Source organism: Actinoplanes sp. NPDC049599 (genome assembly GCF_044465625.1).
GTDB lineage: Bacteria > Actinomycetota > Actinomycetes > Mycobacteriales > Micromonosporaceae > Actinoplanes.
The window spans coordinates 1-12,724 of record NZ_JBITLX010000034.1 but is presented as its reverse complement, the minus strand read 5'-3'; the positions used below and the strand labels follow the sequence as shown (position 1 = coordinate 12,724).

The 12,724-nt window shown below is 71.1% G+C and carries 12 protein-coding genes; 3 read left to right on the top strand and 9 right to left on the bottom strand.

All coding sequences use genetic code 11. The features are described from left to right. The first annotated feature begins 68 nt into the window (after positions 1 to 68). From ACIBQZ_RS37510 to ACIBQZ_RS37500, 3 genes are all read left to right on the top strand, one after another. The gene (locus tag ACIBQZ_RS37510; protein ID WP_396093730.1) at positions 69 to 1,244 is read left to right on the top strand and encodes an RCC1 domain-containing protein; all 1,176 of its coding nucleotides are present in this window, start codon (positions 69 to 71) and stop codon (positions 1,242 to 1,244) included. Positions 1,245 to 1,645: 401 nt separating this feature from the next. Further along, on the top strand, positions 1,646 to 3,250 hold the full coding sequence (locus ACIBQZ_RS37505; RefSeq protein ID WP_396093658.1) for a methyl-accepting chemotaxis protein: 1,605 nt from the start codon (positions 1,646 to 1,648) through the stop codon (positions 3,248 to 3,250). An 8-nt stretch (positions 3,251 to 3,258) separates the two neighbouring features. Beyond that, entirely contained in the window at positions 3,259 to 4,287 is a 1,029-nt protein-coding gene (locus tag ACIBQZ_RS37500; protein WP_396093657.1) for a BMP family protein, read from the top strand. A gap of 21 nt (positions 4,288 to 4,308) precedes the next feature. Here the strand turns inward: ACIBQZ_RS37500 and ACIBQZ_RS37495 are convergent, their stop codons facing one another. The 9 genes from ACIBQZ_RS37495 to ACIBQZ_RS37455 form a co-directional block, all read right to left on the bottom strand. Further along, positions 4,309 to 5,415, bottom strand: a complete 1,107-nt coding sequence (locus ACIBQZ_RS37495; RefSeq protein WP_396093656.1) for an ABC transporter ATP-binding protein — start codon at positions 5,413 to 5,415, stop codon at positions 4,309 to 4,311. After that, positions 5,412 to 6,395 carry an ABC transporter ATP-binding protein gene (locus ACIBQZ_RS37490; RefSeq protein ID WP_396093655.1) on the bottom strand — a complete coding sequence of 328 codons (984 nt, stop codon included), beginning with the start codon at positions 6,393 to 6,395 and terminating at the stop codon, positions 5,412 to 5,414. Before ACIBQZ_RS37490 ends, ACIBQZ_RS37495 begins: the two co-directional genes overlap by 4 nt. 97 nt (positions 6,396 to 6,492) lie before the next feature. After that, on the bottom strand, positions 6,493 to 7,452 hold the full coding sequence (locus ACIBQZ_RS37485; RefSeq protein WP_396093654.1) for an ABC transporter permease: 960 nt from the start codon (positions 7,450 to 7,452) through the stop codon (positions 6,493 to 6,495). Beyond that, positions 7,449 to 8,456, bottom strand: a complete 1,008-nt coding sequence (locus tag ACIBQZ_RS37480; RefSeq protein ID WP_396093653.1) for an ABC transporter permease — start codon at positions 8,454 to 8,456, stop codon at positions 7,449 to 7,451. The genes ACIBQZ_RS37485 and ACIBQZ_RS37480 overlap by 4 nt, the downstream gene beginning before the upstream one ends. A gap of 74 nt (positions 8,457 to 8,530) precedes the next feature. Next, positions 8,531 to 10,213: an ABC transporter substrate-binding protein gene (locus tag ACIBQZ_RS37475; RefSeq protein WP_396093652.1), complete on the bottom strand. Its 1,683-nt coding sequence runs from the start codon at positions 10,211 to 10,213 to the stop codon at positions 8,531 to 8,533. A gap of 129 nt (positions 10,214 to 10,342) precedes the next feature. Then, a complete protein-coding gene (locus ACIBQZ_RS37470; RefSeq protein ID WP_396093651.1) occupies positions 10,343 to 10,780 on the bottom strand; it encodes a hypothetical protein in 438 nt (145 codons plus the stop codon). 3 nt (positions 10,781 to 10,783) lie between these two features. Further along, complete coding sequence (locus ACIBQZ_RS37465) at positions 10,784 to 11,500, bottom strand: WXG100 family type VII secretion target (RefSeq protein ID WP_396093650.1); 717 nt, start codon at positions 11,498 to 11,500, stop codon at positions 10,784 to 10,786. Further along, positions 11,493 to 11,810, bottom strand: a complete 318-nt coding sequence (locus ACIBQZ_RS37460) for a hypothetical protein (RefSeq protein ID WP_396093649.1) — start codon at positions 11,808 to 11,810, stop codon at positions 11,493 to 11,495. Before ACIBQZ_RS37460 ends, ACIBQZ_RS37465 begins: the two co-directional genes overlap by 8 nt. Continuing rightward, complete coding sequence (locus tag ACIBQZ_RS37455; protein WP_396093648.1) at positions 11,800 to 12,570, bottom strand: YbaB/EbfC family nucleoid-associated protein; 771 nt, start codon at positions 12,568 to 12,570, stop codon at positions 11,800 to 11,802. The genes ACIBQZ_RS37460 and ACIBQZ_RS37455 overlap by 11 nt, the downstream gene beginning before the upstream one ends. Positions 12,571 to 12,724: the final 154 nt, after the last annotated feature.

Below are 12,724 nucleotides of genomic sequence, written 5' to 3'. Positions count from 1 at the left end.
ATCCCCATTCTGCCTGCTGAAGGCCACCCCAGCCGGCCGTTCCCATGCAAGGAGAACACGTGTCCGCCATTTCCAGATCCGGGCGCCCGCGAAGCATTGCCGTTGCCGTTGCGACGGTCATCGGGATCCTCGCAACAGCCATCGGGACCCTGCTCGGCACGGCCTCGGCGAACGCCGCGCTCAGTGCCCCGGCGGTCTCCAGCGTCGCCTCGGGGTACGGGCACACCTGCGCGGTCCGGATCGACAAGACGCTGTGGTGCTGGGGCAGCAACTACCTCGGCGAGCTGGGTGACGGCACCACCACGGCCCGGACCACTCCCGTCCGGATCGGCGACGCCGCCACCTGGGCCAGTCTCGACGCCGGCACCAGCTACACCTGTGGGATCCGGACCGACGGGACGCTGTGGTGCTGGGGCAACAACTTCAGGGGCCAGCTCGGCGACGGCACGACCACCAACCGCACTTCGCCGGTGCGGGTCGGCACCGCCAGCTCCTGGGCCAGTGTCAGCGCGGGCGACGGACACACCTGCGCGACCCGCACCGACGGCACCCTGTGGTGCTGGGGCTTCAACCGGTTCGCGCAGCTGGGCATCGGCTCCGATGTGTACACCGTGAGCGCCCCGGTCCAGGTCGGCACCGCCACCACCTGGGCGGGCGTGACCGCCGGCTTCGCGCACACCTGCGCCGTCCGCACCGAGGGCACCCTGTGGTGCTGGGGCAACGCCACGGACGGACAGCTCGGCGTCGGTGACCTGACCTACCGGGCCACGCCGGCCCAGGTCGGCACCGCCACCACCTGGAGCGGCGTCACCGCCGGCTACGCCTTCACCTGCGGGGTCCGCACCGAGGGCACCCTGTGGTGCTGGGGCGAGAACGGGTACGGACAGCTGGGCGTCAGCGGCACCCACCGGACCACCCCCGTCCAGGTCGGCGCCGGCACCGCGTGGACCGGGGTGCGGGCCGGCTTCGACACGGCGTGCGCCACCGGCACGGACCGGTCGCTGTGGTGCTGGGGCAACAACTCGACCGGACAGCTCGCCGACGGGACCACCACCCACCGGAACGCCCCCACCCGGATCGGCGCCGCCACCACCTGGGCGGACAGCTATGCGCCCGGCTACCACGTCTGCGGGTCCCGCACCGATGACAGCCTCTGGTGCTGGGGCAACAACGCCAACGGCCAGCTGGGCGACGGCACCACCGCCACGCGGCCGGCACCGGCCCAGGTGGGCTTCCCGGCCTGAGCGACCTCAGCGACAGGGATCCGGCGTAGGGGCCGGCGACTGGTGGAGGCTGCGGTGCGCCGGTTGAACTGACCGCGGTAGGCGTCCTCGTCCCGCACGGTCCACGTGTCAGGCCACATCGTCGTGGCCCGCGGGTGCCGGTGCGGGAACGGGCGCATCCGACCGAGGCACTTGACGGTGTCGCCGGCGCCTATACCGCGCGGATCGGAGCCGACCACGTCGAGCCGGTCCAGCAGGCACCGTTCGGGCGAAAGCCCGGTGACGGCACCGGAAGAGTGGAATGATCCGTGGTGAGCCCCGGCAACCACCGACAGCCGCCGGTCACCGGCTCATGATTGCCCGCGTCTGATCGTGGGCAGCCGTCAGGCAGCTGGTCGCATCCATCTTGAAGGGCCCTTGACGTGCGGCGGTTCTCGATCGGCACCCGGCTGGCCGGGACCTTCGCCGCGGTTCTCGTGCTGCTTCTGGGGGTCGCCGTGATGGCGTTCGGCACCATCGTGCAGCAGCGGAACGCGGCTGCGCAGGTGCGGAGCCTGGAGGTGCTGACCCGGCAGGGTGAGGCGATCAAGACGCACGCCGCCACCCTGAACGGCTGGCAGTCCAGCTACATCAACGACATCTACCGGCTCGGCGCCGCGCGCGCCCTCGGCGGCGACTCGGTTGCCTTCAAGGCCTGGCAGCAGGAACGGGACGTCTTCCAGGAGTTCCTCGAGCAGGTCACCGTCGGCGTGCTCACCGACGCCGAGCGCGCCATGTACGACCGGGTCCGGGCGGAGCTGGCGAACTACGTGCAGGTCAACGAGATGCTGGTGGCGGCGTACCGGCCGGGGACGGCGCAGGCGCTGTGGAACGCCGACCAGATCGCCATGTACGACAGCTGGAACAGCTACTACCGGATCATGGTCGCCGCTCAGCAGCTCGCCGGCTCGGTGGATGCCCGCAGCGTCGCCGCCGTCCGCGCCTCCGCCCGCGACGCCGCGCGCGCGCAGTGGGCCATCGCGATCGTGACCGGGCTGGCCCTGCTGCTCGGCGCGGTCTCGGCGTTCGTGGTGACCCGCAGCATCGTGCGCCCGGTGGGTGCCGCCCGGGACGCCCTGCGCCGGGTGGCCGACCGCGACCTCACCGTCGCGCCCGTCGACCACGGACGTGACGAGGTGGCGCAGATGTCCACCGCCCTGGCACAGGCCGTCTCGGCGGTCCGGGCGGTCGTCTCCGACGTGGCCGAGCAGGCGGAAGCGCTGGCCCGCACCTCCGCGGAGCTCGACGCCGTCTCCGGGGCGTTCACCAGGTCTGTGGGGGAGACGTCCCAGCAGGCGGACCTGGTGGCCGGCGCCGCGGAGGACGTGAGCCGCAACGTCGACTCGATGGCCGCCGGGTCGGAGGAGATGGGCATCTCGATCGAGGAGATCGCCCGCAACGCGACCGAGGCCGCGCACGTGGCAGGGCAGGCGGTGACGGCCGCCGAGACCGCCAACCAGACGGTGGCGAGCCTGGGCACCTCGTCGCAGGCCATCGGTGACGCGGTCCGGCTGATCACGAGCATCGCCGCGCAGACCAACCTGCTCGCCCTCAACGCCACCATCGAGGCCGCCCGCGCAGGCGAGCTGGGCAAGGGCTTCGCGGTGGTGGCCGGCGAGGTCAAGGACCTGGCGCAGGAGAGCGCCCGGGCAGCCGAGGAGATCGACGGCCTGGTCAAGGCCATCCAGAGCGATACCGGCGCGGCCGTCACCGCCATCGGGCACATCGGCACGGTGATCGCCCGGATCAGTGACTTCCAGACCAGCATCGCCGGGGCGGTGGAGGAACAGACCGCCACCACCGGCGAGATGAGCCGCGGCGCGACCGCTGCCTCCACCGGCACGTCCACCATCGCCGAGAACATTCGCGCGGTCGCGGCCGCCGCCTCCGCCACGTCCGGCGAGGTGGCCCGGTCCCGGGAGGCGGCGGCCGAACTCACCCGCATGTCCACCACCCTGCGCGACGCGGTCGGGCAGTTCCGGTACTGAGGATGCTGATGCGCCAGAGGATCGTCGCGGCTGTGCTCGTCGCCACCCTGTCGGGTTGTGCCGCACCACCGGTTGCCGTCTCCAGCGGTTCCCTCACCGGCCTGGGCCGCGATGTGATCCGGGTCGGCGTCGCGTACGACACGGCGGGACGTGGTGACAAGAGCTTCAACGACTCGGCCGGGGCCGGGCTCGATCGCGCCCGCGAGGAACTGCTGATCGAGACCACCGAGGTCACCGCCAAGCAGGAGAGCGACGCCGGCCGCGCGGAGAGCCTGCGTGAGCTGGCACGCGGTGGCAGCAACCCGGTCATCGCCGTCGGCTTCCTCTACGCGACGGCGATCGGCGTCGTGGCCAAGGAGTTCCCGGACACCCTCTTCGCCATCATCGATGACGCCTCGGTCACCGCCGACAACGTCGTCTCCCTCCTCTTCGCCGAGGAACAGGGTTCCTTCCTCGTCGGCGCCGCCGCCGCGATGGCCTCCCGGAACGGGCGGATCGGTTTCATCGGGGGCGTCGACGTGCCGCTGATCCGCAAGTTCGAGGCCGGCTACACCGCGGGCGCCCGCAGCGTGGACGACACCGTCCGCGTCGACGTGCGCTACCTGAGCAAGCCCCCCGACTTCAGCGGTTTCGGCGCCCCGGACAAGGGCAGGAGCGTGGCCGCCCGGCTGCTCGCCGACGGTGCCGATGTCGTCTACGCCGCGGCCGGCGGCTCCGGCTCCGGCGCGTTCGAAGCCGTTGCGGCGGTGCCCGGGGCGTGGGCCATCGGCGTCGATTCCGACCAGTACCTGAGCGCGTCCGCCGCGGTGCAGCCCCGGGTGCTGACGTCGATGCTCAAGCGGGTTGACAACGGCGTGTTCCAGGAGATCCAGGCGTTCGTCAAGGGCGACCGCGAAGGCGGGGTCAAACGGTACGACCTCACGGTCGACGGGGTCGGCTACGCGACCTCCAACGCCGCGCTCAAGAAGTACCAGCCGCGGCTGGAGAAGACCCGCTACCGCATTCTCAGCGGCGCAGTGCGCGTGCCGACGGGCTGAAGATCCCCCGAGGGACGGTCATCACGGCGCGGGCAGGTCCGTCCGGGTCTGGATCAGCTCGGCGCCCACGTCGGGTGCCGTGTCCGAATCCGGGCGGACCAGCTCCGCGCGCACCTCGTGCATCGGCAGCTCACCACCGCGGATCTCCGCGGCGAAGTGGCAGGCCACCCGCTGCCCCGAGTCGTCGAAGACCCGCAGCTCCGGCCGTTGTTCGGCGCAGCGGGGCTGCGACCAGGGACAGCGCGTGCGGAACCGGCATCCGCTCGGCGGATTCGCCGGCGACGGCAGGTCGCCGGCCAGCAGGATCCGCTCCCGCCGGTCCTCCACCCGCGGGTCGGGGATGGGCACGGCCGAGAGCAGGGCCCTGGTGTACGGGTGCAGCGGGCGCTCGTACAACTGGTCGCCGTCCGCCTCCTCGACCAGCGAGCCCAGGTACATCACGCCGATGGTGTCGGAGATGTGCCGCACGACCGCCAGGTCATGCGCGATCACCAGGTAGGTCAGCCCGAGGGAGTCCTGCAGGTCGCCGAGCAGGTTGAGCACCTGGGCCTGGATCGACACGTCCAGGGCGGACACCGGCTCGTCGGCCACGATCAGCTCGGGGCCGAGCACCAGGGCCCGGGCGATGCCGATCCGCTGCCGCTGCCCGCCGGAGAACTCGTGCGGGTACTTGTGCAGCGCCGACGCCGGCAGGCCGACCGAGTCCAGGGTGGACTTCAGCCGTCGCTGCACCTCGGCCTTGTCCTTGTGCAGGCCGTGCGCCTTGAGACCCTCGACGAGCAGGGACTCCACCGACTGCCGGGGGTCCAGACTGGACAACGGGTCCTGGAACACCATCTGGATGCGCCGGCGGAACAGCCGCAGCTGCTCACCCTTGAGCGCGCGGACGTCCGTACCGTCGAAGGTGATCCCGCCGCTGGTCGGCTCGACCAGCCGGAGCAGGCCGCGGCCCAGCGTGGTCTTGCCGCACCCGGACTCGCCGACCAGGCCGTAGGTCTCGCCCCGCCTGACCTTCAGCGACACCCCGTCGACGGCATAGACGTAGCCGACCGTACGGTCGAAGAGCAGTCCGCTCTTGATCGGGAAGTGGACCTTGAGGTCGTCGATCTCGACGAGGGCGTCGCTCACGCCGGCACCTCCTGCGGTACGGGGTTGGTGCAGCGCAGCGCGCCGCCGCGGCGGGTAGGCTCGAGGGGCACCGTCTCGCCGATGCAGGCGTCGATCACCCGGTCGCAGCGCGGCGCGAACGCGCACCCCTCCGACCAGGGAATGTTGTCGCTGACCGAGCCGCGGATCTGGTGCAGCCGCCCGCCGCGGTCGGCATCCAGCCGCGGCACGGACTGCAGCAACCCATCGGTGTACGGGTGCCGCGGGTCCGCGAAAAGGTCGTGGCGCCCGGCCCGCTCGACCACCTTGCCGGCGTACAGGACGTTGACCGTGTCGCAGAGCCCGGCCACCACCCCCAGGTCATGGGTGATCATCACCAGCGCCGTGCCGGACTCCTCGACCAGCTCCTTGAGCAGCGTGAGGATCTGCGCCTGGATGGTCACGTCCAGCGCCGTCGTCGGCTCGTCGGCGATCAGCAGGCGCGGCTTGCAGGCCAGCGCGATGGCGATCAGCGCGCGTTGCCGCATGCCGCCGGAGAGCTGGTGCGGGAACTCCTTGAGCCGCCGCGCCGGATCCGGGATGCCGACCGCGTCGAGCAGCCCCCGGGCCTCCCGCAGCGCCGCCTGCCGGGTCCGGCCCTGGTGGCGTTCCAGCACCTCGGCCACCTGCAGGCCGAGCGGGAGCACCGGGTTCAGCGAGGACAGCGGGTCCTGGAAGATCATGCCGATGTCCCGGCCGCGCCGGTCCCGCAGGTCCTGCGGGCGCAGCCGGAGCAGGTCGGTGCCGGAGAACCGGACCTCGCCGGTGACCCTGTTGCCGCGGCGCGGCAGCAGACCCATGATCGCCAGGCTGGTCACCGACTTGCCGCAGCCGGACTCGCCGACCAGCCCGACGGTCTGGCCGGGTTCCACGGTGAAGCTGACGCCGTCCACCGCGGTGACGGGCCTGGTGCCCTTGCGCTGGAAGACCACCGACAACTCACGAACGTCGAGCAGGGCCATTGAGCCTTTTTCAACGTGGCGGGGGCCTCGCATGCCCGCGCTGGGCAACGGCCTGGCAGCCTCAGGCCCGATGTCAGGTTGAAAATTGCTCATAAGATCACCGCCGGTTCTTCGGGTCGAGGGCCCCGCGCATGCTCTCGCCGAGCAGGGTGAAACCGAGGGCCACGACGATGATGGCCAGGGCCGGGAAGTAGGCCAGCTCCGGGCGGACCTCGAAATACCGTACGCCGTCCACGCCGAGCATCAGGCCCCACTCGGCCCGGTTGATGTCCGGGTCGCCGAGGCCCAGGAACGACAGCGCGGCGGCGTCCAGGATCGCCACCGCGAAGGTCAGGGTGGCCTGCACGATGACCGCGGTGAGCGAGTTCGGCAGCATGTGCCGCAGCACGATGTCCCGGCGCCGCACGCCCAGCGCGCGGGCCGCGAGCACGTGGTCGCTCTCCCGCTGCGCCAGCATCGACCCGCGGAGCAGCCGGGCGAAGATCGGCACGTTCACCACCGCGACCGCGATGATCACCGTCCACTGGGTGGACTCGCTGGCGAGGGCGACCAGCGTGATCGCCAGCAGCAGGCTGGGCAGGGCCAGCATGACGTCGGTGAGCCGCATGATCAGCACGTCCACCCAGCCGCCGACGGCGCCGGCGATCGCGCCGAGCAGCACGCCGAACAGCAGGCCGATGAGCGTGGCGAGGACGCCGACGAAGAGCGTCTGCCGGGCGCCGTAGATCATCCGGGACGCGAAGTCGCGGCCCAGCGGGTCACTGCCGAGCGGATGCCCGGCGGTGGCGCCCGGGATCGAGTCGACGGTCAGGTCCTTGATCAGCTCGGGGAACCGCCGCACCGGGTCGTGCGGCGCCACCAGCGGCGCGAAGATCGCGATGAAAAGGAACAGCAGGATGATGACCGCGCCCACGATCGCGGTGGGGTCGCGCAGCAGCCGGCGGCCGGCATCGCGGACCAGGCTGACCCCGCCGGCCTCGGCCGTCCGTGCGGTCAGCTCGTCGATGCGCCGGCGCTTGTGCTCGGCGAGCGTCGAGAGCCCTCCGGATCCGCTCAATGCACACGCACCCTCGGGTCGATGATCGCGTACGAGAGGTCGACCAGCAGGTTGACCACGATGAAGACGACGGCGGCCAGCAGGATCAGCGCCTGGAGCACCGGATAGTCGCGGCTGCCGCTGATCGAGTCGGTGATCAGCGTGCCCAGGCCGCCCCAGTTGTAGACCTTCTCGGTCAGCACCGCGCCGGCCAGCAGCGCACCGGTCTGCAGGCCGATGGTGGTGACCACCGGCAGCAGCGCGTTGCGCAGCACGTGCCGCTTGCGGATGGTGGCGTTGCGCAGGCCCTTGGCGTCCGCGGTGCGGATGTAGTCCTCGTCCAGCACGTCCAGCACACTCGCCCGGGTGATCCGGATGATGATCGCCAGCGGGATCGTCGCCAGGGTGAAGGCGGGCAGCACCAGGTGCCAGAGGGCGTCGGCGGAGGCGTCCAGCTCGCGGGTCAGCAGCCCGTCCAGCACGAAGAAGCCGGTCACGTCGGTGTTGCCCAGGCCGGTGGAGATCCGGCCGGACGGCGGGAAGAAGCGGATGTCCTGGGTCAGCCAGTCCTTGAGCAGGTAGCCCAGGAAGAAGATCGGGATGGAGATGCCGATCAGGGTGACGATGATGGTCGCGTTGTCGAGCAGCCGCCCGCGGTGCCGGGCCGCGAGGTAGCCCAGCGGGATGCCCAGCCCGATCGCGATGATGATCGCCGCGACGGCCAGCTCGACGGTCGCCGGGAAGGACCGGCCGATCACGTCCAGCACCGGCTCGCCGGTGCGGATGGAGTTGCCGAAGTTGCCGGTCACCACGTTCTTCAGGAAGCGGCCGTACTGGACCCAGATCGGCTGGTCGTAGCCGAGGGCCCGGGTCAGCAGCTCGCGGGTCTGCGGGGTCGCGCGCTCGCCCAGCAACGCGTCGACCGGTCCGCCGGGCAGGCTGCGCAGCCAGAAGAAGACCAGCGTCATCAGGGCGATCAGGGTGACGACCAGCTGGATCAGGCGGCGCAGGATGACTCTCACCATGGGCAATCCTTCTCAGATTCGCGCCGGACGGCCCGGACCTGCGAAAGGCCCGGGCCGTGCGGCTACGCCTGCTGCTACTTGGTGAGCGAGACGGTGTTGAACTCCTCGGCGGTGAGCGGGCTCGGCACCAGGCCGGCGACGTTCTTCGTGGTGACCAGGGCCGGCGGGGCGTGCCAGATCGGCACGGCCGGCAGCCACTTGCTTGCGAGGTCGCGGTTGACCTGCTCGAACGCGGCCTTCTTGGCCGCCGGGTCGACGGTGGCGTCGGCCTTGCCGATGGCGGTGAACATCTCGGTCATCGCCGCGTCGCCGAACTCGGTCTTGGCGCGGCCGAAGAACGTGCCGACGAAGTTGCCCGGGTCGTTGTAGTCGCCGGTCCAGCCGAGGATGTGCAGGTCCTGCTTGCCGAACTGCTGCACGTCGTCCTTGAAGCCGCCGTTCCATGGCCGCGGGACGCCGTTGACCTTGATGCCGGCGGCCTGCAGGTCGTTCGCCAGCACGGTGAAGATCTCCTGCGGGTTCGGCATGTACGGCCGGGACACCTCGGTCGGGTAGTAGAAGTTGAGCGTCAGCCCGGTCGCGCCGGCCTCGGCCAGCAGCTGCTTGGCCTTGTCCACGCTGTAGTCGTACTTCTGCACGTCCGGTGCGTAGCCGGACACCGAGCTCGGGAGGAACTCGTCGGCCACCACCGCGCCGCCCGGTCCCTTGGTCTGCACGAGCTGGGCGCGGTTGAGCGCGTACGCGATGGCCTGGCGGACCCGCAGGTCCTTGAGCTTCGGGTTGTTCTTCTGGTTGATGCCCAGGTAGAGAATGTTGAAGGCGGGCCGCTCGAGCACCTGGTAGCCCTCGCCGGCCAGCGCCTTGCGGTCGGCCGGGGCCGGGAAGTCGATCGCCTGCACCGTGCCGGCGCGCAGCTCCTGCTTCCGGGTGTTCTCGTCCTTGATGATCTTGATGATCATCTTGTCGACCTTGGCCTTGTCGCCCCAGTAGTCGGGGTTCTTGTTCAGCGTGATCTCGCCGGTCGCCTTGTTCCAGCCGCCGAAGGTGAACGCGCCGGTGCCGGTCGGGTGCTCGTTGGCGAACGCGCTGTACGAGAACGAGTCGCCGTTCTGCGTCACCGTGTCGGCGGCGTACGCCTTCATCGCGGCCGGGCTCGCGATCGAGAACGCGGTGAGCGTGAACGCGCCCGGGAAAGCGCCCTTGTACTTCTTCATCGTCACGACCGCGGTGGCGGCGTCCTGCGCCTTGCAGTTGTCGTAGACGGCGTCCGGGCTGCCGGCGAAACCACCGAAGATGTCGGTGTAGTAGATCATCTGGGACTGGGCGGCCTCGCCCTTCATGGTGTACCAGCGGTCGAAGTTCGCGCAGACCGCGGCCGCGTCCAGCGGGGTGCCGTCGTGGAACTTGACGCCCTGGCGCAGCTTGAACGTCCAGATCTTGCCGGTGGTGTCGTTGCTCCAGCTCTCGGCCAGCCCGCCCTCGATCTCCGCGGTGCCGGGCTTGTGGGTGATGAGCGTGTCGTACATCTGCCGGATCGGCCGGAACGACTCCCCGTCGTCGTTGAAGATCGGGTCGAAGTTCTTCGGATCGCCGGCCCCCGCGAAGATGAAGGTGCCGCCGGTAGCGGCCTTGCCCTCGTCGCCACCGCTGTCGCGGTCGCTCTCCGCGCAGCCGGCCGCGCCGATCGTCAGCGCGGCTATGACCCCGGCGGCGATAACCGTCCGGAGCCTCGTCGCCTGCGTCCCTGATGCACGCATCGCATTCACCTCGTCCTATGGGTACGGACAACCGCGGTGGCGGCTGGTCACCGATGGCGCGACCCTAACCACTCGCGGCGAACAGGTGGTGCGTTGGTATCGGATTGTGTCCTTTCCGGACTGGCGAGGCTATTCGGAGTGGGTGCGGCGCACCGCCACGCGCGTGATGAACAGGGTGGTGAGCGCTTCGAACGCGGTGACGACGGCCCCGGTCGTCTGGAGCACGCCGACGATGGCGGAGGCCCCCGTCAGGAGCGCGATCGTGAAGAGCGCGACGATGACCGCCAGCACCCGGAGCCCGGCGAGCCCGGACGCGAACCGGGCCGCCGGGTGGCCCCGGCCGCCCCGGGCGAGGGCGACCGCGGCGAGCAGGAGCACCGCCGCGCCGGCCGCGGCCGAGGCGCCGAGCAGGATGAAGGTCGCCGATTCCGGACCGGTCAGGTTGCCGCGTCGGTGCCCGTTCCATACCAGCAGGCCCAGCGCGGCCAGGGCGGCGTCGGTCAGGACCAGGATCCCGGTCAGCGTCGCGAGGAGCGGGCTGCCCCGGCGTACGGCTGGGTCTGTCATGTCTCAGGCCCTGGCCGCCGGCGGCCAGTGTCCTTCATGGAAGCCGGAGTTGTCGGCGAGCTTCTGCCGCAGCGTGGTGTCGGCCGACGAGGCGACGGCCTTGAGGGTCTCCGCCCCGACGATGATCGCCCCGGCCGCGACCAGACCCGCCCCCGCGGCGATGACGGGCCCGGCGGGCAGGCCGACGATCGTCGCGGTGGAGGCCAGCGCGCCGACGATGCCGACGATGAGCGTCACCAGCGCGGTGACCAGCCCGCCCCAGCACGCGAGGATGCCCCGGGCCAGGTCGTTCAGCGCCGTGGCGATGCCGTCGGTCAGCGCCGACTTCACCTTCTCCAGCGCCGCCTTCTGGAGCGGCAGCGTCTGCCGGTAGGCCTCCGCGGCGTCGCCGTCCCAGGTGGTGTCCACGTCGAGCAGGCCGGCGTCGGCGGACTGCACCTGGCCGCTGACCGGCGCGCCGACCCGGTCGCTCCAGGCGTCGGCGGTCGACCACAGCGCCGAGAGTGACCCCATGTTCGAGATGATCTCGTGGAGGTTGGCCCAGATCCGCTCCAGGAAGCCGCAGAAGGTGTGCCAGCCCGCCACGACCTTGTCCCGCGCCGGCCCGGGCAGCCAGGGCAGCTTGGCGTTGATCGAGTGCTGCAGCTCGGTGGTCCTGGCGTCGATCCGGCCCAGCACCTCGTTGATCTTGTCCAGCAGGGCGGCCTCGGTGCTACTCACGGACGTCCCACACCCCCTTGAGCTGCGCCGCGGCGTGCTCGTCGTCGCGCTCGTAGGCGGTGGCGACCTGGTCGAGGGTGGTACTCAGGTCGCCGTACACCTCGGTGGCCTCGGCGAGCAGCATGACCGCCTTCCACTGGATCTCGGCGTAGGTGCCCAGCAGCCCGGTCGGGGCGCTCGCCCACGACAGGTGAGACTCACCGAGCGTCAGCTCGGCCGCCTCCCGGCCGGCCTGCCGGGTCACCGCGGCGACCCGCTCCCAGACCCCGGCATCGTGGCGCAGCGCGGCGAGCGCGACCTCAAGACTCACCGGCGTCTCCTCCGTCCGTCATCCGGAGCCGGCGCGCCAGCCCGAGCGGATCCTGCACGGCGCGCTGCACCGCACCGAGCGGACTCTCCGCGATCAGCTTGCCCACCCCCTGAGCGGCGACCTTCTCGTCCGCCACCCGGAACGCCGCCGTGAGCTGCCGCCCGACGTTGATCTCGTGGGCCGCGCGCAGCCACCCGCGGTCGAGACGCACCGCGGTGACCTCCCCGCCGCCGGTCATGGTCACCGTGACGTGCCGGTCGGGGCTCTGCCCGGTGACGGTGGCGCTCAGCGTGGCTTCCAGCTTGCCGGACACCTCGTTGATGCCGCGTTCGAGCGACTCCGCCAACTCCAGCAGGCCGGCCAGCGCGGCCCGGCGATCCTCGGCGGACATCGGGCCGGTCGCCGCCGCGTGGAGTCGCCGCTGGAAGTCGTCCCGATCCAGCGGCGGCCGAGCCGCGGCGCTGCCGCTCGGCGCGTCGTCACCGTAGGCCTCGCCCCACGCGTGGAGCCGTCGCACCGCGGCGTCCCGCACCGCCTGGAGCACGGCCTCGGGCAGCGCGTCGGCGCCGAGTCGCTGCCGCCAGCCGGCCGCCACGGTGACCCTGGCGACCCGGCCCTGCGCGTCCAGCAGCACGGTCACCGACCCGGTGGTGTCCGACCCCGGATCAGCCGGGACCTGCGCCGCGGAACGCGCATGGCGCAGCAGGGCGTCGCCTTCCTCGCGAAGGCGTCCCATGGCGTTCAGGCCGTCTGCCGACATGCATCAACCCCGATCGCTGCCGTCAGCCAGCGTACGCCGCGGGCGTGGCTGCCCCCCAGCTAGACGAGTGATTCCTAATCTTGGTCGGTGAGCGGCGTGGCGGGTTGATCGGGACGAGAAGGGAGGGCATCGATGGTTGTTTGTGAAGACAGAC

Coding starts and splice junctions, on each gene's coding strand:
- ACIBQZ_RS37500 (WP_396093657.1), top strand. CDS start 3,259: ATGCGCCAGAGGATCGTCGCGGCTGTGCTCGTCGCCACCCTGTCGGGT.
- ACIBQZ_RS37490 (WP_396093655.1), bottom strand. CDS start 6,395: ATGGCCCTGCTCGACGTTCGTGAGTTGTCGGTGGTCTTCCAGCGCAAG.
- ACIBQZ_RS37480 (WP_396093653.1), bottom strand. CDS start 8,456: ATGGTGAGAGTCATCCTGCGCCGCCTGATCCAGCTGGTCGTCACCCTG.
- ACIBQZ_RS37475 (WP_396093652.1), bottom strand. CDS start 10,213: ATGCGTGCATCAGGGACGCAGGCGACGAGGCTCCGGACGGTTATCGCC.
- ACIBQZ_RS37470 (WP_396093651.1), bottom strand. CDS start 10,780: ATGACAGACCCAGCCGTACGCCGGGGCAGCCCGCTCCTCGCGACGCTG.
- ACIBQZ_RS37455 (WP_396093648.1), bottom strand. CDS start 12,570: ATGTCGGCAGACGGCCTGAACGCCATGGGACGCCTTCGCGAGGAAGGC.